This window comes from Siphonobacter curvatus (assembly GCF_002943425.1).
Taxonomy (GTDB): domain Bacteria; phylum Bacteroidota; class Bacteroidia; order Cytophagales; family Spirosomataceae; genus Siphonobacter; species Siphonobacter curvatus.
Genome location: NZ_PTRA01000009.1, coordinates 73,258 through 99,163, shown reverse-complemented (window position 1 = coordinate 99,163; position 25,906 = coordinate 73,258). Strand labels below are relative to the sequence as shown.

General features: G+C 46.0%; 17 protein-coding genes and 1 pseudogene. 7 read left to right on the top strand and 11 right to left on the bottom strand.

Annotated elements, in window-relative coordinates; genetic code table 11:
* Positions 1-297: 297 nt before the first annotated feature.
* The 3 genes from C5O19_RS24730 to C5O19_RS24715 form a co-directional block, all read right to left on the bottom strand.
* Positions 298-864: a hypothetical protein gene (locus C5O19_RS24730; protein WP_165796120.1), complete on the bottom strand. Its 567-nt coding sequence runs from the start codon at positions 862-864 to the stop codon at positions 298-300.
* Positions 865-1,061: 197 nt separating this feature from the next.
* Entirely contained in the window at positions 1,062-1,412 is a 351-nt protein-coding gene (locus tag C5O19_RS24720; protein WP_104716044.1) for a bleomycin resistance protein, read from the bottom strand.
* A 125-nt stretch (positions 1,413-1,537) separates the two neighbouring features.
* Positions 1,538-2,086: a Crp/Fnr family transcriptional regulator gene (locus tag C5O19_RS24715; RefSeq protein WP_165796119.1), complete on the bottom strand. Its 549-nt coding sequence runs from the start codon at positions 2,084-2,086 to the stop codon at positions 1,538-1,540.
* A gap of 238 nt (positions 2,087-2,324) precedes the next feature.
* On the opposite strand from C5O19_RS24715, the gene C5O19_RS24710 reads away from it, so the two are divergent.
* Together C5O19_RS24710 and C5O19_RS24705 are read left to right on the top strand one after the other, a co-directional pair.
* The gene (locus C5O19_RS24710; protein WP_104716042.1) at positions 2,325-3,188 is read left to right on the top strand and encodes an SDR family oxidoreductase; all 864 of its coding nucleotides are present in this window, start codon (positions 2,325-2,327) and stop codon (positions 3,186-3,188) included.
* Between the two features lie 53 nt (positions 3,189-3,241).
* Positions 3,242-4,156, top strand: coding sequence for a helix-turn-helix domain-containing protein (locus C5O19_RS24705; RefSeq protein WP_104716041.1), 915 nt, complete (start codon positions 3,242-3,244; stop codon positions 4,154-4,156).
* Between the two features lie 1,010 nt (positions 4,157-5,166).
* On the opposite strand, the gene C5O19_RS24700 is transcribed toward C5O19_RS24705, so the two are convergent.
* The 6 genes from C5O19_RS24700 to C5O19_RS24675 all read right to left on the bottom strand — a co-directional run bounded on the left by C5O19_RS24700 (position 5,167) and on the right by C5O19_RS24675 (position 15,839).
* Positions 5,167-6,996 carry a glycoside hydrolase family 2 protein gene (locus tag C5O19_RS24700; RefSeq protein WP_104716040.1) on the bottom strand — a complete coding sequence of 610 codons (1,830 nt, stop codon included), beginning with the start codon at positions 6,994-6,996 and terminating at the stop codon, positions 5,167-5,169.
* A 559-nt stretch (positions 6,997-7,555) separates the two neighbouring features.
* The gene (locus tag C5O19_RS24695) at positions 7,556-9,004 is read right to left on the bottom strand and encodes a sulfatase family protein (RefSeq protein WP_449441379.1); all 1,449 of its coding nucleotides are present in this window, start codon (positions 9,002-9,004) and stop codon (positions 7,556-7,558) included.
* A 1-nt stretch (position 9,005) separates the two neighbouring features.
* Positions 9,006-10,565, bottom strand: coding sequence for a RagB/SusD family nutrient uptake outer membrane protein (locus C5O19_RS24690; protein WP_104716038.1), 1,560 nt, complete (start codon positions 10,563-10,565; stop codon positions 9,006-9,008).
* A 66-nt stretch (positions 10,566-10,631) separates the two neighbouring features.
* Positions 10,632-14,048: a TonB-dependent receptor gene (locus tag C5O19_RS24685; protein WP_243406507.1), complete on the bottom strand. Its 3,417-nt coding sequence runs from the start codon at positions 14,046-14,048 to the stop codon at positions 10,632-10,634.
* A gap of 139 nt (positions 14,049-14,187) precedes the next feature.
* Positions 14,188-15,174: a FecR family protein gene (locus tag C5O19_RS24680; protein WP_104716037.1), complete on the bottom strand. Its 987-nt coding sequence runs from the start codon at positions 15,172-15,174 to the stop codon at positions 14,188-14,190.
* A 95-nt stretch (positions 15,175-15,269) separates the two neighbouring features.
* Positions 15,270-15,839, bottom strand: coding sequence for an RNA polymerase sigma factor (locus tag C5O19_RS24675; protein WP_165796118.1), 570 nt, complete (start codon positions 15,837-15,839; stop codon positions 15,270-15,272).
* Between the two features lie 756 nt (positions 15,840-16,595).
* Between C5O19_RS24675 and C5O19_RS24665 the strand changes: the two genes are divergently transcribed.
* From C5O19_RS24665 to pafA, 3 genes are all read left to right on the top strand, one after another.
* Complete coding sequence (locus tag C5O19_RS24665; protein ID WP_104716035.1) at positions 16,596-16,970, top strand: PadR family transcriptional regulator; 375 nt, start codon at positions 16,596-16,598, stop codon at positions 16,968-16,970.
* Positions 16,967-17,521: a hypothetical protein gene (locus tag C5O19_RS24660; RefSeq protein ID WP_133163451.1), complete on the top strand. Its 555-nt coding sequence runs from the start codon at positions 16,967-16,969 to the stop codon at positions 17,519-17,521. The genes C5O19_RS24665 and C5O19_RS24660 overlap by 4 nt, the downstream gene beginning before the upstream one ends.
* 130 nt (positions 17,522-17,651) lie before the next feature.
* Complete coding sequence (gene pafA / locus C5O19_RS24655) at positions 17,652-19,298, top strand: alkaline phosphatase PafA (RefSeq protein WP_104716033.1); 1,647 nt, start codon at positions 17,652-17,654, stop codon at positions 19,296-19,298.
* 189 nt (positions 19,299-19,487) lie between these two features.
* Here the strand turns inward: pafA and C5O19_RS26575 are convergent.
* Positions 19,488-19,775 (bottom strand): annotated as a pseudogene (locus tag C5O19_RS26575) (contact-dependent growth inhibition system immunity protein).
* 261 nt (positions 19,776-20,036) lie between these two features.
* Positions 20,037-20,939, bottom strand: a complete 903-nt coding sequence (locus C5O19_RS24645) for a helix-turn-helix transcriptional regulator (RefSeq protein ID WP_104716031.1) — start codon at positions 20,937-20,939, stop codon at positions 20,037-20,039.
* 258 nt (positions 20,940-21,197) lie between these two features.
* Between C5O19_RS24645 and C5O19_RS24640 the strand changes: the two genes are divergently transcribed.
* On the top strand, positions 21,198-24,374 hold the full coding sequence (locus tag C5O19_RS24640) for a SusC/RagA family TonB-linked outer membrane protein (RefSeq protein ID WP_104716030.1): 3,177 nt from the start codon (positions 21,198-21,200) through the stop codon (positions 24,372-24,374).
* 5 nt (positions 24,375-24,379) lie between these two features.
* Entirely contained in the window at positions 24,380-25,873 is a 1,494-nt protein-coding gene (locus C5O19_RS24635) for a RagB/SusD family nutrient uptake outer membrane protein (RefSeq protein ID WP_104716029.1), read from the top strand.
* The last annotated feature ends 33 nt before the right edge of the window (positions 25,874-25,906 follow it).

The following is a 25,906-nucleotide window of genomic DNA, read 5'->3' as shown; positions in this document are numbered from 1 at the left end:
TCCCATCAAGGAAGACTTATGGGCTCTGGGCCAGTCCTTACAGGAAAAGCCTACCCAAGGCAGTGAGGAACTTTAAGAACGGTCATAAGGTTCGTTTCGCCATCAAAAGTAAAGGCAAAAGCGGGGGTGGCCGTCTGATTACCTATGTACGCATCACAAGTGAATCAGTCTATCTACTTTCGATTTATGCTAAGTCGGAGCGAGAAACGGTGACGGATGCTTATATAAAACACTTACTAAAATATCTTTCTTGATCTTTACTCATACCTAATAGGGCAATAGTTAACATAATTAAAGTTATATAACAGTTAAACTGTACGCTTTCACTCTGGACGCTATTACAAAGTCGTTGTCTCTCTCATCTACTTTTTCACATTCATCATAAGGATCTAGAGATAGATAATAACCTTGTTGGACTGCTAAAAGCTTATAGGATTCAACGTTGTAAAATGCGTTATCAGAATCATGATTAAACGCGTACGCTGTGACATTCTCAAATACTAGCACCAGCTTATCTATTTGGCTTGAGTACATCAAGCTAAACGTAACCTCAATAGTTATTCCGTTGCTAGCTCCCTTTATCAAAAGACTATTCACAGTAGAGCTAATCAAGCTATGCTCATCCACTAGAAAAGCCAATATTTCGTCATTCTCAGCAAGAATCTTCATTATTACTTTTTTAAGCTGCCAAATCTTAGGGCAAATTAGAGGCTCTGGCTTTAGTTTCTTAACAACCCATACTTGTATAACAAAGAAGCTAATTAGAATATGTCGTTTGATCCTACCAATGGTGTTATTCAACTTTGTGCCAAAGGCATCGAAATGGAAGCCGAAAGTCCAGACTAAGCAAAAACGCTCTTTCACAGGCCTGGAGCTTAGTCGCTACTGATATTGAAAAGTTTACAGCCGCTCATTATGTGGCAAGACATCAAGACTCTGCGGCCCAAAAACTAGAGTGGGATCTGAAAGCCTTCTAGGTAGGTACTGACGAATGTTTTCAATTAACACATCTGTAAAGGTCACAGATGTGTTAATTGAAAACTTATGGATTAATTTGATTCTTATTCACCGAACGTAAGTAAGTTGGAGTCAGGGTCTAATAAGGAAAATTCTTTAGGTCCCCAGGGCTTTCGCTCTAAATGCCCCGCCGGATGAATGCTTACCTGTTGCTCGATTAGTGATTCATAGAAGGTTTCAATGGGGTTGGTTCTAATATAGACCTGTCCATAGTTTTGAGCGGGGTCCAGATCCGTAAACAAAAAGAAATGAATCTCAATCTGATCTTTTCGAACCATCAGGTAATCATCAAAGGCATCAGAGCCTACTTGCTCAAAGCCTAAGGTCTTCAGGTAGAATTCTTTCGTGAGTTGCTTATGACGCATCGGTAACTTAGGGTGAACAAAAAGTAGCATGGCAGGAGATTTAAAAGGTAGAAGGCAGACCTATCCATTCACCGAATGGGCTGCATGAGAGTTACCGGCAAAGATGACAGATCCAGCCCAGGTAAGCCCTTGATTGTAATCAAGAAATCAGCCGCCTAGAAACGAGCCCTGACCCGGCTTAGCGTTTCTGGAGTCATCTGAAGATAGGAGGCTATCATCTTTAAAGGAAAGAGCTGCAGGAGCTGTGGTTGGTCTTTGAGTAGCTGTTGATATTTCTCGGTAGGGTTCATCGTCGTATCCAGATATCGCGTTCGGTGTAAAGCTCCTTCCAATAGCTTCCCTAGCTGGAGATACACGGGAGATAAAGCAATGAGGGCATGAATCTCGACGAGCGTTAACTCCAGCACTTGAGTAGCGGCGTAGGCCTTAATGGAAGTTTGCGAAGGGTTCTGAGCGATAAAACTGGAATAATTCGTACACCACTCACCCGGCCCATGCAGGGCCGTAACTTTTTCTTCCAGCTCTCCCATCGTACAGGCATACAGGCAACCCGACTGGATAAAATACATCGATTGGCAACGCGTGCCTTCCTTAAGCAGGAGCTCATTTTTTTGAAGCTGCCTTACCCGCAAACGGCTTTGCAGCAGTTGTCTTTCATCTTCCGAGAACACGCCCAGGGATGCCCCATCTATTTGATTATTCATAAGCCTGTTACCCATACAAAGTATTGCCGTTGAGAATTGCTTGTAGGACTATAGGTAAGAATAACTACAGCCAAAACTTAAAGGGTAAAACGTTTGCGATAGCATCGGTTGACCGTACGGGCCCTACTTTCTTTTAAATGCATCCAATAATAGTTAATTCAGATACAACAACCACAAATTCGGATACGTCTGCGTTTTGACTAGGGCCGACCTTTGTTAATCAAAACACAACAGCGTTATGATTTTAGTAACCGGAGCTACCGGCCAACTGGGCACCGCAGTTATCAATCAGTTACTGCAAAAAGTACCAGTCAGCCAGATTGCCGCCTTCGTGCGGGATGAAACGAAAGCCGTCAACCTGATTAAACAGGGGGTGACTATACACATAGGTACCTACGATGACCCCCAAAGTCTTGAACGTGCCATGCAGGCAATGGAAACAGTCCTGTTGATTGCGGGTACAGACGAAGAAAACCGAGTTCGCCAACACCAGCATGTCATCGATGCAGCTAAGAAAGCCCGTATTCAACGAATTGCTTACACGAGCCGGGCATTGAAAGATCCGTCAACGCTGGTCAACCGATTGATGGAAGGCCACTTTCAGACCGAAGATTACATTAAAGCCAGTGGACTGCCTTATACCCTGTTTCAGAATAGCCTGTATATGGATGCGATCCCCCAGTTTGTAGGAGGGGATGCCGTTTTCGAGCGGGGCATCTATCTGCCAGCTGGACAGGGCAGGGTTGCTCTGGCACTACGAAGCGAGATGGGCGAAGCGATAGCAAATGCCCTAACGAGTACCACAGAAGGTAACGTAACGTATCAGCTCACCGGCAGCAAATCCTACTCGTTTTATGATGTAGCGACTGCTTTGACTGCCTTATCAGGCAAGTCAGTAACGTATACGCCAGCGGAGCTTTCCCCGTTTGAGACGCAACTTATCGGACGCGGGTTAGCTGCTGTCGTAGCCCGGCGAATCACCGGGTTTATAACTGATATTGCCAATGGCCAAGAAGACATCATCCGTCCCGACTTGGAAAGGCTGCTTGGTCGAAAGCCGACGGCACTTAACCAAGGGCTAAACTTATTATATAAGCTGTAACAGGGATTGTCTAGCTTTACGTGGAAAAACCCAGCTATTGAGCTGATTGTTTTATGGCAACTGAACCGCTCCTTAGAATGGATAGCCTATTCGCTTATCATCAATTGGCTGGCCTTCCTAAACCAAGCCACCCGCTCATTAGCGTGGTTCGATTTGAAGACATCAGACCCCGAGCAGGTAATCAACCCAAAAGCATTGTTAACAACTTCTATTCGATTGCACTAAAAAGAAATTTCAGTGGTCGACTTAAATACGGTCAACAGCCCTATGATTTCGACAATGGGGTAATGGTCTTTTTAGCACCCGGTCAAGTGCTAACGGTTGCAGCTGATGAGACCCATGAGCATACGGGCTGGTTATTAATGATTCACGCGGATTTTTTGTGGCATACTCCCCTATCTAAAACGATTCGGCAATATGCCTATTTTGATTATTCGGTTCATGAAGCCCTCTTTTTGTCTGAAAAGGAAGAGTCAGTGATTGAAGGCATTATACAACAGATTCAGCAGGAATATCTAGCTCCCATCGACCAGTTCAGTCAGCCCATCATCATTGCTCAACTCGGTGTGCTACTTAACTATGCCGAGCGGTTTTACCAGCGGCAGTTTCTTACCCGAAAGATCAGCAATCACACCATTCTTGACCGATTTGAGGCCGTACTGGAGGCTTACTTTGTCAGTGATGAATTAGGGAAAACGGGGCTGCCAACAGTCGGCTACATGGCTGAACAACTCAATCTATCACCCACCTATCTGAGCAGCTTACTCAAAACGCTGACGGGCCAAAACACCCAACAGCATATTCATGATAAGCTCATTAACCAAGCTAAACAAATGCTCTCTACTACTAATTTGTCGGTTAGTGAAATTGCGTATAGACTGGGTTTTGAACATCCCCAATCGCTCAGCAAGTTATTTAAGAGAAAGACCAATGCCTCGCCCGCAGCGTTTCGTCATTCATTCAATTAGCCTTTAGCTAGCGTCTGTAAAAAGTGGTCACGTAGCTACCTAGTCCAACGAGTGGGTGCAAGTTGAAGCACCTTCATTCGTACTACCCTGTGGGTTCGCCCTTGATACGCATTGGCGTTGGTGGTTATTCAAAGTAAAACACAACTTGAAACCACGATTTAACCAACGTAGGAAGCCCATAGGACTCATTGGTGGGCTTAGCTGGTTGCTACCTCCCTTTATTACACGACGCTCAATCAACGGCTTGTCAACGCCCAGTCCGCTAAACTTCTTCTGTTTTCGGTAGACTTTGAAGAAATAAGATTGCTTCAGGAAGGGGGCAACTGGGGGCCCATTTAAACCATTGCCATACAAATGCAGCAGGCAGGCAGCGACTGCATTATATGGTGTGCCCACATAGTCCACTTAGTGACAGACACGATCCGCCAAAAGATAACCATTCCCTTGCCACACAGTGCGGAGAAAACCGCCAAGGAAATATAGTCACCAACATTCTCAGAAACCCACTTTGAAGCTGCTTTACTTTGGGCGGTAAGGTAGGCGGGCTCATTTCGCAAAAGGCTATGTCAATACGATTGGGTTCTTTTAACAAATAGACAAAGCATAGCACTATTATAAAATATCTCTTGCCTAAGTGCTACGTTTCACTCAGCCGCCATTACTATGAATCGTTACACTTTTTAATAAGGTTCAGTAATCCTACGCAAAAAGGGACCATTCTTCGTTTAAAAAATAGTCTTATAAATTTAACTGTACTACTGAAAATCAGACGTTGAATTGTAACCGGGTCGCCGGAGTGAATAACAAGTGGAGATTGAGCTGAGGTAAACGGCTGAAATGTAGCGACTATTGTATAAAACGAGCATTTCAGAAATGGCCTTGACAAACCTTACACAACAGTCCTCAGAAAATGGCTAACTAATCCATCCCAAGGGGCTAAAGGCTCGGACTGAGCCTGCTCTGATCAGTACAGCTTAATTCTGGCGGATGCGAGGGGATGGCGGAACAGACTATTCTTTTTTAGCGGCCAGCGTCGATCCGGCCTCAATGACGGCCTGATTCACTGCCCGAATGCGGTCTACGTCCATCTTCTCCACGTAGCGATCGTACGTCAGTAGTCCATTTACTTCGTGTTCAACGTCCGTCGTTTGCGTATAGACGGCCACGCTTAAACCTTTATATCGCATCAGTTGCTCCACCTGATCCAGTAGAAAAATGTATCGGTCCGTCAAGGCCGATGGGGTGGGCTCATAGGCATAGGCGTTGTTTTCAACGGGCCACATATGTCCACGCACGAATAAACCAACGCCCCCAAACTCACCCAGAGAAGCCGCTCGCTGGTTATCCGGTACCGATGCCTTAGAAGGCCCTACATAAATGTGGGTATCCACAAAGTCACCGTTTTTAGGGTCGCCATACGCTTTTTGGTAGGAAGGGTTATTATTAAAGCCCGAATTGCCGTTGACCAATCGGGAAGGGTCAAGCGTTTTGACCCAGTTGGTGATGTTTTTTACGTCGAATGCCCCCCAGTTTTCGTTGAAGGGAACCCAGCAAATAATCGACGGGGAATTGTAATGATCGTCGATGACTGCTTTCAGTTCATTGCGGAAAGCAGCCCGCGTAGTCAGCGTGTCTTCATCGGGATACCAGATCGCAGGCATATCCTGCCAAACCAGCAATCCTAGTTTATCCGCCCAGTAATAGAACCGCTGAGGCTCCGTTTTCATGTGCTTGCGAATCAGGTTGTAACCCGCTTTTTTAGTAAACTCCAAATCCGATTTCAGCGCTTCCTCGGTGGGTGCGGTCAGAATACCGTCGGGCCAATAGCCCTGATCAAGTAAACCCAGTTGCATCACAAACTGACCATTGAGCAGCGGCCGGACGACCCCATCCACTTTGCCCAGGGCGACGTCCCGCATCCCGAAATAGCTCGTTACTTCATCCAACGCGTCGCCACTGGCTGATTTTAGCGTAATTTTTACGTCATAAAGAAAAGGCGAATCCGGCGACCAGGGCTTTGGGTTGGTAATGGGCACGTAAAATGCCGTTCCGGTCTTGCCGTCAGCACTAACCATCGTTTTCTTCCCGTCGAGAACGGTGGCGGTTACGTTTGCTCCCGCACTGGCCTCTACCTCAATCTTCACCCGCTGGCCAGCCAGGTCCGGCAGAAGACGAATCTTTTTGATGTAGGTTTTGCTGACGGGTTCCAGCCATACGGTCTGCCAAATCCCGGAAGTAAAGGTATAGTCCCCCCGTGGCCCATTCTTGCCCGACGGCGTACGCCCGTCGTTGGGGTCATAGGCGGCTACAACGATGCTGTTTTCTCCTTTGTTGAGCAGAGCGGTGATGTCGAAAGAAAAGGCATCGTATCCACCGGCGTGGCTTCCCGCTTTCTGACCGTTCACAAATACGGTTGCGTGGTGATCCACGGCGTCAAAATGAAGAAGAATCTGTTTGCCGGTCCAGGCGGCCGGAAGCGTAACCGTCCGCTGGTACCACATATTGATTTCCTGCTTTCGTTTGATGCCGGATAGAGCCGATTCCGGACAGTAGGGCACCCGAATCGTTTCAGACGTTTGGGAGAAGTTCACTGCTTTAGCCGGATTCAAGGCTGAAGCGACGGCTGGCCCGCCCTGGTAATTCCAGGTGCCGTTCAGACAAAGCCACTGGCTCCGCTGCAACTGGGGTCGGGGGTATTCAGAGAGTGGTATGGGAGCGGATTGGGCCGCTTTGGTCCAGCGAGTTGGCAACTCGACGATCTGGGCCTGAACGTCTTGAAAGTAGAAAACAAAGCGGATTAGCAGCAGCGGAATAGCGACGAAGCAATAGCGTTTTAACATAAGCGGTTTAGAAGAGGGATAGAGATACGTTGCAGCCAAAAGTAGACAGAAAACGCCGAAGGCAGCGAAGGTAGCTGGTGATTGAATCGATACCACGCTGCTGATCCCTTTTCTTGGGCCCGTGACGAGCGTGTCGCTGTAGGTACCCTCACCCTGAAGTGACAAGGCTCTTCGACAGTATAACGGCTAGTGGATGCCCCTACAATCTTCTCCAATTCTATAATTGCTAGGTGGTATCTGTGAGAGAACAAAACCTTCGTAACAGGAAATGATCGACAAGATAATCAGGAAAATTTGGGTTGTGCTGCTAAGCGATCAAGCCTGGACCAGTTGCCAGTAGTGCTCATTAGTCGTCAGCAGATTGTAGTAATCATTTTTGTAATGAACCTCACAGAAATGTACGATAGCAGCGTCTGATACTAACCCGTGCTCCTAGAAATACGTTTATACTTGGCCAAGCAATTAGTCAAAATATGAGCCGATTAATTTTCAAAGGCCTGCTCCTTACCAGGAACAAGCCTTTACTATAGTTGAATCGATTAAAGCTAAGAACTGCGTATCATTTTCGTTCCACTACACCCACTGAACGTCGATTTTTCCCTTCTTTTTTCTGTAGATCATCTCCCAGATCTTCTCTGGCTCGATCAGCAATTTTCTCTAACTCCGCTACAATCTCTGGATGTTGTTCCAGCACATTATACCGTTCGCCGGGATCACGCGTGAGATCATAAAGGGCTTTCGGAAATTCATGGTTCTCGGAAGTGGGGCCCGGCTGACCATCTTTCCCGGGCAAAGAAACTTCATAACTCCGGCCGGGATGGGGAAAAATTAATTTCCAGTTATCCTTCCGCACCGCTTCCAAACTGTTTTTTCGGTAATAATAAAGAAATTCCTGCCGTGGTGTTTTCGTATCATCCCCTTTCAATAAATCAACGAATTCAATCCCATCAATTTTTTCTACCGGAAGTTTAGCTCCCGTTAGTTTGGCGAGTGTGGGTAGAATATCAATCGTCGAAAGCAATTTATTTGAAATACGGCCCGCTGGAATAACTCCAGGCCAACGCATAATTGTTGGCTCGCGTTGTCCGCCTTCAAAGGAAGTGCCTTTTCCTTCTCTGAATCCTCCCGACGAACCGGCATGATCGCCGTAATTCAGCCAGGGACCATTATCACTCGTAAAGACTACCAAGGTATTCTGATCCAGCCCCTGACTTTTCAGCTCCTTCAATATCTCACCCACCGACCAGTCTAACTCCATCAAGACATCCCCAAAAATGCCCTTTTCACTTTTGCCTTTAAATCGTTTCGAAGCAGCCAGGGGCACGTGTGGCAAAGGATGCGGCACGTATAAAAAGAAAGGTTTATTTTTGTTTTTCTTAATGAACCCAACGGCCTTTTCAGTAATCGTAGGCGTGAGTTCACTCACCTCATCCAGATTTCTAATTTCTTTACCGGATGTATTATTCTCGATCCAGTAAAGAGGGGGATATTGGGCCTGTTTCTGCCAGGGATGCAACGGCCACATGTCGTGCGAATAAGGAACACCGTAATACTCGTCAAAGCCCTGTTGCAGAGGCAGAAATTCCTGTTTGCTCCCTAAATGCCATTTGCCAAAAATCCCGGTGGCGTATCCTTTTGCTTTCAGTAATTCGGCAATAGTTTCTTCTTTGGGATTCAAACCCACGAGTGATTCGGGTCCTAAAGCCCCGGAAATTCCAACCCGATTCGGGTAGCATCCCGTAAGCAAGGCGGCTCTCGACGCACTACACACGGCCTGAGCGGCCATGAAGTTGGTAAAGCGGGTTCCTTCCGCCGCCAGCTGATCCAGATTGGGCGTTTTATACCCTAAAGCACCCGTAACGGATAAATCCCCATACCCTAGGTCATCAATAAAAAAGAGAACGATGTTTGGGCTTTTCGAAGCTGATTTCTGTCCCATTGCCGTGAAAGCTACTAATAGTACCCAAACCATCGATGGAATAAAAGCGAATCGTTTGATAGTATTCATGTTACCAGCCTGGATTTTGTACTAATGAATTATTTAAATCAATTTCTTTTTGCGGAATGGGCCACAGGTAATGCCGATTTACGTCAAAAACTTTATTTACGGCCACTACCTGAACAGTGGTTAATGAGCCGTTTGCACTGACATAGGTTATTCCATACACCGGGCCTGGGACAACTTTATCAGCAATTTTCCAGCGACGAATATCAAACAATCGTTGTCCTTCAAAGGCCAATTCAACGGCCCTCTCCCGGCGTACAATTTCCCGCAATTCTGCTTGCGAGGTGCTAGTAATGGACGGTTGTTTTACGTCACCTCTTCCGTTTCGAACCGTGTTAATGGCCGTTAATACCTCCGCATCCAGCTGATTGAGTTCAATTTTAGCCTCGGCGTAAGTCAATAAGACCTCCGCATACCGAAGCAAAATAATGTTAATGCCGGAATTGGCAGGGTTCGCATAATCTTCCGTATTAATGTATTTTTTGATGTTAAATCCAGTCGTGGAAGCAATATACGTACTTCCTATTGCGTCGGAAGTTCCACTAGTGGGCTGGGGTTTGAAAACGGCTCCACTGGGTAAAATGTCTCCTTCCAAATACAAGGAATACTTCAGCCGATTATCCCGATTCACATAAGGCTGAGTCGGATTATAGCCACTCTGTGAATCCGTAATACGTTTTCCCGTTGAAGTCTCGTACAAATCGGCTAGCACTTTGGTGGGTACGTAGCTACTTCCTCCATTTTTCTGACTGTAAGGAGCCAGCGTCTGAAACACCGTATTAGGATACGTATCTTTAATAAACTGGTTATCTAACAAAACTTCCCTGTTGTTTTCAGCGGCATAACTGAACAACTTTTCGTAAGATTCATAAAGTCCATATACCCCAAGTTTGATGACCTGATCGGCGGCATTGGCGGCTTTCTGGTAACGTCCGGCCCACAAATTGGCTCTTGCCAAAAGTCCCAGAGCAGCTCCACGGGTTACTCTACCTTTATCGGCAGCGGCGTAAGTAAGGGGTAATAGCGGTGCGGCTTCGCTGAGTTCCTGATCCACAAAATCCCAGATTTGTGAAACGGGCGTTCGAGTTAGGCTTCTTCCCTCTTCAATACTAAGGGGAGTGGTTATTAAGGGAACATCGCCGAATAAACCAGCCAGTTTAATGTATTGATAAGCCCGCAATACTTTTGCCTCTCCTTTAAGTTGATTAATCAGTGCGGTATTCGCCGTAGTTACTTTATCGACGTTTGCCAGAAAGTAGGATGTTGCTCGAATTCCTTTGTAGGCATTGGCCCATTCGGTGTAGATTTTAGAGCTGGTAGCATCGTAAGAACCCAACTCAATGTAAGCCTGTACATCAAAGTTCTGATTCGTGTGGGCAATATCCGTCAAGGCATCCCAACTAATAATGTTGACACCATCCAAATCAGCATAAAGGGCGTTGGCCGCCAGTTTGGCGTCATTTTCGTTGTGCCAGAATAAACTTTCCGAGAGGCGATCATTAGGAAACGTCTCCAATAAATCCCGATCACAGGAAGACAAGGTTACACTCAAAAGAGTGGCCATGTATAACAGAATCCGTTTTGTATAAACTGTTTGTATCATTGCTGTAGCCAGATCAAAAAGTAGTGTTTAAAACTGTAAGTTTAAACCCGTCGTATAAAGGGCCGTTTGCGGATAATAAACCGCTCGCCCCGAAGGCGTTTCGGGATCAAGATTCCATTCGTTCAGCTTGGAAAGCGTGAAGAGGTTCGTCGCCGAAACGTATACCCGAACCTTTTTGAGGGAAATTTTTTCTATGAGTTTTACGGGTAAATTGTAAGCCAGTTGTACGTTCTTCAACCGTAAATAAGAGGCATCCAGTACCAATCGATCCGACGTGGCTACGTTGCGTAAATCAAACTTGACCGGGCGAGGAAAGCGAGCGTTGGGGTTTTCGGGAGTCCAGTAATTATTTGCGTAAATCTCGTGCGTAAAACCCTCTTGATTACCCATTTCTGCCAAAGCTCCAGCTAGGCGAGTATCCACTTTCGCGGCACCTTGGAAAAGAATGGATAACTCAAAATTGCGGTATGAAAAGTCGGTATTGAAGCCAAACGTATAGCGTGGAAAGGAATTTCCAAGGTTGGTCATATCATTGGCGTTAATGATTCCATCGCCATTAAGATCCACATACTTGACATCACCAGGTTTGGTATTGGCTACGTACGTAGCCTTGTAGTCAGTAATTTCCTGCTGACTTTGAAACAATCCGTCCGTTTTATAACCCCAGAGTGTATTAATGGGTAACCCCTTTTTAATGATATACCGGGGGTCAATATCTGAACCTGTGATGTAAGGGCCCGTTCCCTTCAGATCCGTTACCCGATTATCGTTAATGCTTAGGTTAGCCCCAAGATTATACCGGAAACCCGAAGCTTTGGAAGCACCGCGATAAGTGGCACTAAACTCCCATCCTTTATTTTCAACTGATCCCGCATTCTGAGCCGGAGCCGTCAGACCAATGGTTGCCGGAATATCCAGATTAAGAAGAATGTCGTCGGTACGTTTACGATAATAGTCAACGGTAATGTTCAGTCTTCGCTGGAAAAAGGCAGCGTCCAGACCTAAGTCCAGTTGCGTAGTAGACTCCCAACCCAAATCTAAATTAGCCAGTACCGTTTGTCGATAACCCTGCACGGGCAGTCCGCCGAAGTTATACCCACTAGCCGTAAGGGCAGCATAGTAACTATACAGATCAACGGACTGATTACCCGTAATTCCCCACGACCCTCTTACTTTCAAATCATTCACTACCTGGGATAAATTATTCCAGAAATTTTCCTTTGAAATCCGCCATCCTCCTGACATTGAAGGAAAGAAACTATACTGTTTGTCCCCAGTGAATTTAGATGAACCATCGTAACGTCCGTTTATTTCGAAGAGATACTTATTATCGTAATCGTAATTCAACCGACCGAAAAAGGAACGAAGTCCATATACCGCATCTCGGCCATCATTAGTACGAGTACCGTCATTGGCTCCCTGCCCAATGGAACCGATGTCATTGTTATAGAAACGCTCGCGATACGCGGAGAGAAATGTTTGCGTATTGCCAATCTGAGAATAGCCAACCAGGGCTTTAATGTTTTGATTACCAAAGTTTTTGTCGTAGGTCAGTAAACTATTCAGCGTATATTCCCGAAGGTTATTACGTACTTCCGTCAGGCTGTTATTAGCGACGGTCCGGGTAACGTTGGTAAGCTTATCGGTATTCGTATAAGCGTTGGTAAAGTTTTTCTGCTGAGTAAAGAGTCCTCTTCCAGCAATTTGAGTCGAGAAGGTTAATCCTTCCAGAATATCCCAGTCTCCTTTGACGTACCCTGCCAGGTAATCCGTCTTTTGTCGGGATTGTCCTCCAATTTCAATAAACATCAAAGGGTTATTTCCTTGTGAACTCAAGCCATAGGTGCCATCGGCGTACTTGGGAACGGCCCATAGCGTTCCATGAAAAAAGTTATTCAGTGGTGCGTTAGCGTTCGTGGTAGGACTCTGATTGCTACTATAGCGATAATTGACATCGGCACTGATTCGAATTTTAGGCGAAACCATATAATCAGAATTGAGACGAATTTCACCAATCTGATTGTCGAAATTTTTAATAACCCCCTGCTGATCCTGATAACGGATACTAAGCCTGGTTCGTAAAGCATCGTTTCCACCCGCTATCGATAAACTATGGTTTTGCTGAGGAGCGGCCCGTAACAGGATATTAAACCAGTCATTAGCCAAAGGATATTTTTCCCGATCCGTTGCATTAACATAAGCTTGAATAGATTCTTCGTTAAAGCGAGCCGGAAGTAATGAACCAGCATTAGTATAAGCCGCCACCTGAAGACGCATATAATCTTCCAAACCCATCATTTGAGGAATATTAATGGATTTCTGAATGGCATAATATCCATGATAATCCACCTGTACCTTACTGCTTTTAGCTCTTTTGGTAGTAATTAATACGACACCATTGGTAGCTCTGGAACCATAAATAGCCGTTGAAGCCGCGTCTTTGAGTATAGAAACCGTTTCAATATCGTCCGGGTTGATATCACTTAATTGTTGCTCAAGTCCATCTACAATAATTAAGGCATCGTTTTTAACCAGGTCAAAACCACTTGTACTGCTGCTGTTGATATTGAAAGTAGTGATCCCCCGTACCCGAATGGTAGCATTGGATTTACCCGGTGATCCTCCTAGATCATTTACAGTCACTCCCGCCATAAGTCCCTGAAACGACTGCTGTAGACTAGAAACGGGCCTGCGGGTTACTTCTTCTCCAGTAATTTGCGACACTGAATTAGTCAGGCTGTTCCGCTTTTGAACGCCATACCCTACTACTACCACTTCATCGAGCACACTCGGATCGGGCTGCAGGCTAACCTGTATACTGGACTGATTGCGGATGGCTACCTCCTGGGTTTTGTAGCCAACAAAAGAAAAAACGAGTATGCCCTGCTCGGAAGCATTGATCTGAAAGTTACCAGTGGCATCCGTACTAACGCCGGTTTGCGTATTTTTCACCGTCACATTTACGCCAGGTAAGCCTTCGCCTTTTTCATCGGTTACGGTTCCACGAATAATTACCTCGGGACTTTTCGAAACGAATACCTGATTTTTTTCCGTTGGGGTTAAAGCCGGAACCGAAGGCCGCGGTTTGGCTTTAATTAATACATAATTTCCTTCCAGCTTATAGAGCAGGTTATTGGGTTCAAGGATACTTTGAAGGACGAATTTCAGAGGCTGGTTTTTCACCTGCAGGGAAACATTATCTGCCTTTCGGATCACTTCCGCTGAAAACATAAATTTCACCTGAGTCTGGGAAGAGAGCTGATCCAAAAGGGAATTCAGGGCCTGATTACGAGCCGTAATACTAATCTTCTGATCCAGAAGTCCCTGTCCTAGTACAGGATTTGTAAACGTAATGGCATTGGCCATTTCAATGACCATCAGTAAAAGCAAGGTCATTTGAAAGGCCAAACCGTAAGATCGTTGGGTAAACGATAGGGATTTCATACTGTTATTCGTTAAAATAAAGGAGTGTTTGTGAAGGCAGCTGTGCCCTGTCCGTTCATGGTATCGTCCGTTTAGTTTTTACTTCCCTGCTCGCTCAGCGGGGAAGTTTTCAGGGGGTGCTCGCATGGGTAGTTGTAGATTAATCTGAATGACATCCCGGTCCCGTAATGGCATAGAGATTACCGGATTTGTGAAGTTCTGCCCCTAATAGGTTGGTAAGGGCTTTCAGCGTACTGTCCGCCGGCTCATTACCAATTTTTACGTAAATGGTACAGTTTTCCAGCCTGTGATCTAGCTTAATTTCAATGGCGAAGCGACGTTCCAAAGCGGCAGCTACTTCCCGGAAGGGCCTGTTTTTAAAATTCAAAACCCCATTTACCCAGTCGGTTTCGTCGCTTCCTTCTACGGCTCCTTTTTGTAGGGCTCCCGTAGATAGGCTGTAGGTTACTTTTTGTCGGGCCCTTAGCAAAACGCCCTGATTTATCGATTTTTGGAGGTCATTTACCTGTACTTTTCCACGGGTTACCGATATTTGCTGCTCAGCTTCCTGCGGGTAAGAGCGAACGTTGAACTCAGTCCCTAGTACCTTTACATTCAGTTTGGAAGTCTGTACCTGAAAGGGTTGATCAGGCTTTTTGACTACTTTGAAAAGACCTTCACCTTCGAGTTGAACCTGGCGAATAGTTCCTGTGAATCGATTAGGGTAACGCAGCGTACTTCCCGCATTGAGCGTAACCTGGGTTCCATCTGCAAGGGTAAGGGAAGCGATTTGCCCAGGCTTAACGCGTAGTTGCGTATACTCAATCGGGCTTATGGAATCTAAAAGCGTAGCACGGCTGAGATAGGCTACCCAACCAGCACTTATCACCATAACCACACTGGCAACCCGAAGAAAATTCCTTCGTCGATGCAACCGGATCATTTTATTCGGATGATCTCCCTGAATCCTAGTATGAATGCGACTGAATAGTTCTTTACCGAGTTCTTCGTTTATGGGAGAAGGAAGTCGGGAGAGGGAAGGATCATTAAATAGCTCATCATACTTTTCCAGAAATTGGTTTTCTTCTGGAGTAGATTGACCCGCCAGATACCTTTTAATCAGAGCAGTAAAGGATTGTCGATTCATTAACCTTTTAGTCTATATACTAACTAGTAAATGAATCCATGAAATCTCCCACTCTATTGCTAAAAAAAACTAAGACTGTTTATTCCTGGTAAGAGTTAGAAGATACCATTAACGAGTAATATAAGTAAAACAGACAGGATCTCTCGTATAGAATCCAGAGCCTTAATGAGCTGATTTTGAACAGTTTTTTGAGTAATATTCAGCTGTGCAGCAATTTCCTTGGTTGAGAAACCTTCGACATGACGTAAGTCAAACACCTCTTTCCTTTTCTTCGGCATTTGTTCTAGTAATACTTTGAATTTGTGCTCTAATTCCGTATATAATAGAAAATGGTCGGTCGTACTGGAGGAATAATCAAGCAGCGATAAATATTGAAAATAGGTATCGTTTACTTTTTGAAGGGCAATTAAGTTGTATACCTGATAACGAACGGCCATTTGGAGGTAAGCCCTGAGATTTTGAATGTCCAGTTTTTCGCGATTATCCCATAATTTCACAAAGATATCCTGCACGACATCCATCGCTTGATTCTTATCGCCTAATTTCTGAAAGGCTGTTTCGAGTAATAAATTCCAATACGTGTCGTAAATCTCAGTAAAAGCCCCCTCATCGCTTTTGGCTAAAGCGGTCAGCAGATTTTGCTCGTATGTATTTATTGCTGCCAATAGTTCGATTGTTAGAATAGCAAAAGTAATAATCTATTTAATATATAGACTATAGCAACTATAATCTTAGAGCATAGGGCTTAGATTTCTCCCACTGCGGAATCGTATCCAGTAAGTGATAAAAATCAACATGGTTGATGTAAAGCAATTCTGCGGGTTCAGGTGCCCGTATCTATTCTTTGGGAGGTCGATATTACTTATGGAGGAGGCCGCTTATTATATTCATCTGGCTCAAGCTTTGAAGATGCTACTCTTCCCGTCAAGAGCACTTTGCCTATGGGGCGGCTGAATTTCTTCCGTACAGAGTAATCTATTTTACTACTTAGATAGAGGGTTCAAAACTTAAGAAAAGAACCTGTATGACTAACAGTTATATGCAGGGAGCCATGGGAAGGAATATTTTATATCGCTTTTCTATAGTGTTCAAACGGCTATATGCTCAATTATTTGATTCAAAGCTAGCTAGAGTCATAATCAAAAGTATACCCTTCATTGGAAGGTGCATTTTGAAGTGTAACCACTCCTAAAGGTTTATTTGCAAAACGCCATAAACTTATCGTATCCTATAATTTACACAAGTGATGCGTAGATAAAGTCTTGTCAACTACTCATCCAAAACCGACTGCCAAGTTTTCATTGGATGGATCAAGAATTACATACAAGCATACAAAACATTCATGGAGTTATTTCCTTTTTTATACATATATCGAAAAACTATATATATTTGGGTAATTTCTTTATTGAACTCAACAAGCGATGGAATCCTCTAATACAGAATACCTTCGGGGAACGCTCAAAACGATTGTATTAGGCTTACTCGCTGAAAAAGAGCGAATGTACGGCTATGAAATTACGCAGGCGGTTAAGGAACGTACCAGTGGTGAAATCGTACTCACCTTTGGCTCACTCTACCCCCTCTTGTACAAACTCGAACAAGAAGGATTGGTGCAAAACGAATCCGAAGAAGTAGAAGGTCGGCTGCGTAAATATTACGCTTTAACGACTACTGGTCGTCAGACTGCTCGTCAAAAATTACTGGACTTTACCCACTTTACCCACTTGATGAATCGTTTGATGCAGCTACCGCTTTCACTAGCTACTCCACCTACGCCTGACCCTTCCGCGTTATGAGCTCGTTAACCCCACAACAAACGTATTGTTTGCGTCAGCATCTGCATCAGGTAGGTACTCAGGAGCAGTTAATCGACGAATTAGTGGATCATTTGGCCTGCCAGATGGAAGAACATATGAGCCATGGGCTTTCCTTTGAGAAAGCCCTGGACTTCATTCGACTAGAAGCTACGTCGCTATCCGTTCGCCATCTCCAGCAAACCTTAGTTCGTCAAGGGGCTGTAATTCGAACCAGCTTTTGGCAGCATCCGGCCCGGTTTACAAAACGAGAAAAGACGGCCTTCGGCCTCATTCAACCCGTCCGTAATGCGCTGTTGATCGGCGTATTTTTAAGTACCTTTTTGACGGGCTGGTTACTGGCGAGCCGGGGATTCACGATGCCCATTGGCCTAGGTGCTAGCTTGCTATGCCCCTTACTCCTACTACTATCTTTTCAAGGTCTTAGCCCTACTCAAGCCATTCATAACCCACGCTTATTCCAAAATCCAGTTCGTCGAAAAGAGTACGGGCATCAATCTGCTAGTCGTAAACGGCTATTCACTAACGGATAATCCTTCAATAAGGCGAAGTTTCTGGTCATTCCTTTTCACTTAATAGCATTGGTGATAACTGATTCAGCATACCCTTAATATATCTAAAAACTATATATAACTTTTATTTACATATTAACTCAAAACACGTATGCTTTTTCGGCCTATCTTTTTGCTTAGCTTTTGTTTCGTAGCTAACGCTTGGGCTCAACCTGCCCGTAACCCCTCTCCCCCTCTAGCCCCTAAACTGGTAGTAGGTATTGTTGTCGATCAGATGCGAGCCGACTTCCTCTACCGCTACGAGAAAAAATACGGAGCCAGCGGTTTCAAACGACTCATGAAAGGAGGCTTTACCTGTTACAATACTCAGTTTGAGTATGCAATGACGGCCACCGCAGCGGGCCATGCTTCGATTCATTCAGGCTCCGTGCCCGCCATTCATGGGATTGTGGGCAATGATTGGTATGATTCCAGCCAAGCCAAAGGCATGTATTGCGTAGAAGATTCTAGTGCTCGACTGGTAGGTCATCCCAACGCCATACCCGTCCGTTTTTCCCCTCGTAACTTGCTAGTAACCACCCTTGCCGACCAGTTAGCTCTGGCCACCAATTTTCGCTCCAAAGCAATCGGTATTGCCCTGAAGGATCGCAGTGCTATTCTCTCGGCGGGCCATGCAGCCCGGGGAGCCTACTGGTTTGACAGCCGAACCGGCACCTGGGTGACCAGCTCTTTTTATCAGTCTCAACTGCCGGCATGGGTAGAAGCCTTCAATGCCCGCAAGCTGCCGGCGGCGTATAGCCAGCGGGGCTGGAAGACGCTACGACCCGTGGCCGAGTACACAGAGAGTACGGCTGATGACCAACCTTATGAATATAAACTGCCGGGCAAGTCTACCTCTAGTTTTCCTTACGAGATGGCGGGTCCCGCCGGTGCAGTGTTTGAACTCTTAACCTACACCCCCTGGGGTAATACCCTGACCAAGGAAATGGCTTTAGCTGCTTTGAAAGGAGAGAATTTAGGAAAAGGAACCACCACAGATTTTTTGGCCATCAGTTTTTCCACGCCCGACTTGGTCGGTCATTCCTTTGGGCCCACCTCGGTCGAACAGGAAGATATTTTCCTTAGACTAGATCAAGAATTAGCCCACTTACTAAAGTCCCTTGACAGCTGGGTAGGGCCGGATAATTATACGGTGTTTTTAACCGGTGATCATGGCGTGATGGATGTACCCGCTTACTGGCAGGCTCACCACCTGCCGGCGGGGTTGATTGATCCCCGTCAAGTAAGCCAGACTCTTAACCAGTCTCTGCTTGATGCCTTTGGCCCAGGAAACTATATTCAGATGGCCCAGATGAATGATCAGCTCTATTTCAATCATGCCTTGCTGCGAGAGAAAAACGTGTCGGTTTCAGCCGTTCAGCAGGTACTCCAAGAGAGCTTGACGAAGATATCCGGTGTAGCTGATCTCATTAACCTGCGAACTGTGGCTCAGGCTAACCTTCCGGATAGTCAATTGAGCCTGTACAAAAACAGCTACCACCCCCAGCGAAGCGGCGATTTGCAACTAATTTATCAGCCTGGCTGGTTTGTTGGACTACCAATTGGTACTACCCACGGCTCGGCGTATACGTATGACCGACAAGTGCCCTGCATTTTCTACGGAAGAGGTATTCGCCGGGGCGAAACCTGGCGTAGCACTAGTCCGTCTGACATTGCCCCTACTTTATCGGTACTGCTTCGGATGCTACCGCCCAGTGGTACGACGGGTCACCCCATTAGTGAAGCTCTACGACCCTAGACAAGGGACTACTAACGGATACAGTTGAACCCAGTGACTCCATTCTTATGTCGCCATTTTAGCTTGCACGGTTCTTCAGCCTGCTCTTTGGGATTAAAAGGCAGACCGAAGCATCGTGCAAACTGTCGTTTGTTCCTACGCAAGAAGCCAAACAAATAAGAATAAGATAGGAGAAATAATTAGCGTCTTTTACCAATAGGATGGACTAGTTTTTAATACACTTACCAGTAGATCCCCCTCGTAAAAGTCGCCTTCTGCAAGAATATCGACTTTCAACTAGTCTAGAGCTAAGGGAATTAACCAAGTTAGACTAATGTTCTGGCCAATCATAACCCTTAACTCTTCAATCGAGTAATTTTGTAGTTTCTTGTCCCTCAATTTATAGCAGGTTGCCATTAAAGAGGATTCAAATTCAGTTGAGTGAAGTTGTTCTCTCGACTCCAACTCATTTATTGACTTTTCTAAGAAACTGATCATATTTAGAAAGTGCTCGCATCTTCGTTAACTCACATAACCTCACCCTTTAGAAAGTACAATGTCCGACGTTTAGTAGCCTCTACACCCAAGTATTAATCAGACGCTTTGCTTTTATAAGCGTGGATACTTCCCTTTATTCAGAACCAGTTCATTCCGGAGTTCGCTCGCCCAAAAGCAATCCTGATTGTTGACTGTCTGCCTAACGAGCTATGCGGTCATAGGTATTATACTACTACTGTGCTGGGGCCTGTACACCTTGCACTACGGCTGAGAGAAGTTTTTAAGTCGATATTGAGTAGGGGACAGATTTGTTTTTTTACGAAATAGTCTTGAAAAATGAAAGAGTGACTCAAACCCACATTGATACGCCACTTCCGAAATAGATAAATCCGTCTCCAAAAGCAATTGGCTTGCTTTCTCCATCTTCAAATTCAGCTGATATTGTCCGGGTGCTACGTCCATCACTTCCTTGAAGACTTTTCTAAGCCATACGTAGCTGACACTCATCTCCTTCGCTATTGACTCAAAATTAATGGGTCGATTCCAAGCACCCTGGATGTGATACCGCACCTGATGCACAAGTTGCTCCTTCCGGTTGCGACTTACATCCTTTAAAAGAGCGGAAGAGTAAACCAACCCTAACAGTTGAATGACCTGACAGGTAGCAATCTGTTGGTAAGCAATTCCTTCGTATTTAAGCGTATCAATGAGCCTGGTGAATACGTTGATCATCTCCGCTCGAAAGTTAATGTGCATCAGAGGCTGCTGCGGGTCGAAGCATTCTTGACGCATCAGGTATTCGGCGTAGTGCCCCCGGTAACCGACCCAAAACTCTTCCCAACCCGTATCTGGCGAGGGCCTGAATCGGTGCCATAGGCCGGGATACAAGAGAAGCGCCATCCCTCCCTCAACCAATGTAGGCGGAATGAGTTGAGACTCAAATACCCCCTGCCCATTGGCAATGTATACCAGTTGAAATTCATTTAGGGTTCTGCCCTCCGCCCAGTCGAAGTAGTATTGGTTGGGGTGATTGGGGTCAGGATAATTCTTTTGAGCCTGATGCACATTATGCCCCACCGTCAGAATATCGACGCCCCAACTGGGGGTTTGCGTCGATAGACTTTCTAATTGCTCATCATCAAAGTATTTCCGGTAGCTAGCCATATCAAAAATGTTAAACAATCAATCAAAATTACTATTGAAACGCCCCTTGGCAGAGTATTATTTTTGTACGAAAATATACAATTAAAAATTACAAAAACTCAATTAATAGAACTTTACTGCCTATTGACTCACCGAATTTATTAATAAATACCAGTCCATATTTATCTTTTATGATACCCATTTTTATTCAATGAATCAGTCTCTGACGAGAGATCGAGCATAGGTAATAAGGATTCATCTACTTATCTCTAACCAAACATGCGTAAAGTTTATCTGATCGTTACCACGAATGTATTCCTGATGATGACCCATTCGTTTGGTCAATCAAGTTCAACAGGATTCGTCACAACATCCTACCTGGCAAGTAGCCCAACTTTAACCCGAAGGGTTGATCTTGCTCTGCCTCAACCCGGTGTATCAGCTACTGATATAGTCGTCAGTGGAAAAATAACCGATGAAAAAGGAGCCGAATTGACTGGCGTAAGCGTGGTCTTGAAGGGTTCAACCCAAGGTACCACTACTGATGCTACCGGGCAATTTCGCATCACCGTACCTAACTCATCGGCGGTGCTCGTATTGAGTTTCATCGGCTACATCAGCCAGGAAATTGTAGTGGGCAACCAGACTTCACTCACCGTTGCTCTATTACCAGAGAATCAGATCCTGAATGAAGTGGTGGTGGTAGGCTACGGCTCGCAGCGAAAACAGGATATAACCTCGGCCGTATCAGTCATTAATATGCGTGACCTGGGGGAGCAGCCTGCCAACAACCCGAACCAAATTCTGCAGGGCAGGGCACCGGGCGTTGCTGTTAAGCAGACCAGTGGTACGCCCGGTGGGGAGTTCCAGGTGCGGGTCAGAGGAATTGGCTCACTAGGGGCCGGCAGTGATCCAGTCTACGTAGTTGACGGATTTGTCGTAGGCACGTCAGTGGGACAGAATTTAAATCCCAACGATATTGAAAGCGTCTCGGTATTAAAAGATGCCGCTTCTACGGCTATTTATGGGGCCCGAGGGTCTAACGGCGTGGTGCTCATTACCACCAAACAGGCCAAAGACGGAAAAGTAAACGTCAATTTGGCCCTCGACCACGGCATTCAGACCGTCCCCAGGTCAAGACGAACGGCGATGATGAACGGAGTTGAGTTCGCCCAGTTCAAAAAAGATGTTTTCATGGATCAGATTCGCATCATTCAGAAGCGTGAACCCTCGCAGAGCGAAGTGCCCATCGGCTATCGGTTTCCCGAACAGACCAAATATTCGACCAACTGGTTTGATTTGATCATGCACGATAACGCACCGTATTCTGATGTGAACCTGGCCATTTCTTCGGGAGCTGGCCCCATCAAAACCCTAGTATCAGGGGGCTATTACAAAGAAGATGGGGTTGTCAAGAATACCAATTATGATCGGTTTTCTTTACGGACCAACCTGAGCGGGCAGGTCAATAAATGGCTCAACTTTGGTTTAAACATTAACGGCTCCTATACTCGCCAGACCCTGGCTAACACCGTTGGGCGGTTGGGCATTGTTGGTAGTGCTTTAGTGATGGACCCCCGCGCAACGCCTTATAATGCCGATGGCTCGCTGGTTCCGTACATCAATGGAGTAGATGGCGTTTTTGGGTTTCCTAACCCACTCTACGTTCTCGAGAACGTGCAGCGACGACGGAACATTGCTGATCTATTGACCAATGGGTTCATTGAACTTTCATTTTTAAAGTATTTTAAGTTCAAAACGTCCGCCAATATCAAGCTAAACAATAATACTTTCAAGGAATACGTCCCCTCTACTATCGGTTTGAATCTGGCCTCGGGTTCATCGGGGGCACCACCCCAAAATGCCACAGAAACTGACCAGACGGAAGAGCTGACCAATTATTCACTCGATCAGTTACTTACGTTTAAACCACAGTTGCCGATAAACCATACCCTTGACGCACTGGTGGGTTACACCGCACAGCAGGAACGAGTACGTGGCTTTACGGGCACTGGCAATACGTTTCCCGATGATTTAGTGCCGTTTTTGGGATCGGCCTCGATTCGGTCGGCTAACTCCTATGAATTCGGATGGTCGCTACTGGCCTTTCTGGGCCGGGTTAATTATTCCTACAAAGATAAATACCTGATTTCGGCGACGTTCCGCAGAGAAGGCAGCTCGCGTTTCGGAGCCAACAGCAAGTACGGGAACTTCCCGGCAGCTTCCATCGGCTGGCGGCTGACCGAAGAAGGCTTTATGCCGAAAAAGGCATGGCTTTCTGACCTTAAACTTCGGGCCAGCTGGGGGGTAACGGGCAATAATGCCATTGGCAATTACCCAAGTCTGGCCTTCTTAGGGGCTAACAACTATATCCTGGGCAATGCCTTTGCTGCTGGCAAAAATGTCAGCTCGTTTGCCAATCAGAATTTGAAATGGGAAAAATCGAACCAGGTCGATATAGGCATGGATCTGGCCCTGTTCAACAGCAAGATGATTTTCAACGTCGAGTACTACAAAAAGATTACTAATGATATGCTGTTGCCAGTTTCGATCCCTTCGGTTTCTGGCTTTACTACTAGTTTAGCTAACATTGGTAAAGTAGAAAACCATGGCTTTGAAGTAGGAGCTGAATATCGCACGACCATTGGTTCGTTCAATTTTCGGACTAACGCCAACATCAGTTTCAACCGAAACAAGATTCTGGCCATTAAAGGGACCAACGACGCACTGTATTACGGCGAATTCTACAGTGGCTATAATGTTCAGAAAGTAGGACGCCCGGTTGGAATGATCTATGGGTACCAGAAAATAGGCATTTTCAATACCCAGGCCGAAATTGATGCGGCTCCTAAACAGGATGGTGCCATTCCCGGGGCGATGAGGTTTGCCGATACGAACGGTGACGGCGTCATCACCTACGATACCAAAGACATGGTCGAAATCGGCAATCCCAATCCGGCTTATACCTGGGCCTGGACTCTGGCGGGTGATTATAAGAAATTCGACTTTAATATCTTGTTTCTGGGTGCTCAGGATTTTGATATCTACCGCAACATTGAGTCATCGACCATGAATATGGACGGCGTCTTTAACGTGCAGAGGAAGGCAAAGGATCGGTGGCGTTCCCCCGAGAATCCAGGACCCAACCCATCGGATGTGCATTCACAGGGAGGCACCAGTTACTTTAAATGGTCACGCGAGAGCAGCAACCGATACGTCTACGATGCCAGCTATGTCTGGGTCAAAACCATTACCATTGGCTACAATTTACCCAAGTTCAAATCAATTTTGAGTAGTGCCCGGATTTTCGTTACCGGCAATAACTTATTCCTCTTCACAAAATATCCAGGCAGTAATCCCGACGTAAGTACCCGCAGTACAACCGAGCCGAGTATTGATGACGAGGCCTATCCCGTCCCCAGAACAATTGCTACTGGCATCAAGCTAAACTTTTAATCGCCATGAAAAAGAACCTTTTTTTTATAGCCCTGTTGCTGAGCCTGAGTCAATTCTCGTGTAAGGAAGATTTTCTGGTTACAACAGATCCAACCCGGATTGGTACCGAGGTCTTTTATAAAAACGAAACGCAATTTCGCCAGGCTGTGAACGGCGTGTATGGGCAATTACAGACCATCACAAATTCAGCCTACGTCTTTGGGGAATTGCCTTCTGATAATACAACCGTCGATCTCAATCCGCTGGATCGGGGGGATGCGGTGCGTTGGGAAGCCTTCGAATTCTCGACCGTAAATGCCGGTAATACAGACATTTCCAGTCTTTGGAGACAGTACTACTCTGCCTTGTATAACATCAACTATACGCTCGAGAAATTAAGCATCAGTGGGCTCGATGCGACTGCAAAAGCACCAATCGAAGGGCAGTTGAAGTTCCTGCGTGCCTACTTTTATTTTCATCTGGTTCAGTACTTTGGCGATCTTGTCCTTGTCACCTCGACGTTAGGCAATCCTGACCAAGCCTTTGATCTGGTACGCTCACCGCAGGCGCAGGTCTGGGTGCAGATTGAAATAGACCTCACAGATGCGGTTGCGAGCTTACCAGCAACCTATCCGGCGACTCAGGTGGGCAGTGCCACCAAGGGTGCTGCTTTGGCTTTGCTGGGTAAAGTGTACCTGACGCAGAAAAAATACAGTGAGGCCGTATCAACCCTGAAGCAGGTGACAGGATACACACTGAACCCTGTTTACGCGGATAATTTCAACCCAGCTAAAAAGAACGGACCCGAATCCATCTTTGAAGTTCAATACCAGGGCGGCAACGATCTGGGTGAGTGGAGCAGTTTTGCGTATGTGTTTGCCCCCCGAGCGTCGGCTGCCGCGATCACCGGCTTTGCCAGCACCCCGCCTGGCGGGCGAAATATACCGACCAACGACCTGATTGCTGCGTATGAACCCGGCGATCTACGGAAGGATGCCTCGCTAAAAACGAGTTACACCCTAAACGGTACGGTCGTCAATATTCCCTACATTATTAAATACACGCATCCTCATACCATTAGCGGACGAACCGACGACAACTGGCCGGTGCTTCGGTACGCCGACGTACTGCTGATGCTGGCTGAAGCCCTGAACGAGCAATTCGGCCCTACTCCGGAAGCGTACGGGTACCTGAATCAGGTGCGGACACGGGCGGGCCTGAAGGAAGTGTCCGGTCTTGACAAAGCCGCCTTTAAAATGTCAGTCCTGAAGGAGCGACGTGTCGAACTGGCCTTCGAAAATCATCGCTGGTTTGATCTGAAGCGAACCATGACCCCGGCGGAACTAGCCGCGTTCATGAATACCTATGGGGCTAAAGAAAGGGCGAATCCGACTGTTTCTAGAGGGGGCATTTCCTTCACCGCTCAGGATTACGTGTACAGCGATTATGAGTACTATCTACCCATCCCAGCTTCTGAGATTCTTATCAACAGTAAATTGACCCAAAATGCTGGGTACTAATGAAGTAGAATTATAAAATGTACGTTTGCTTAA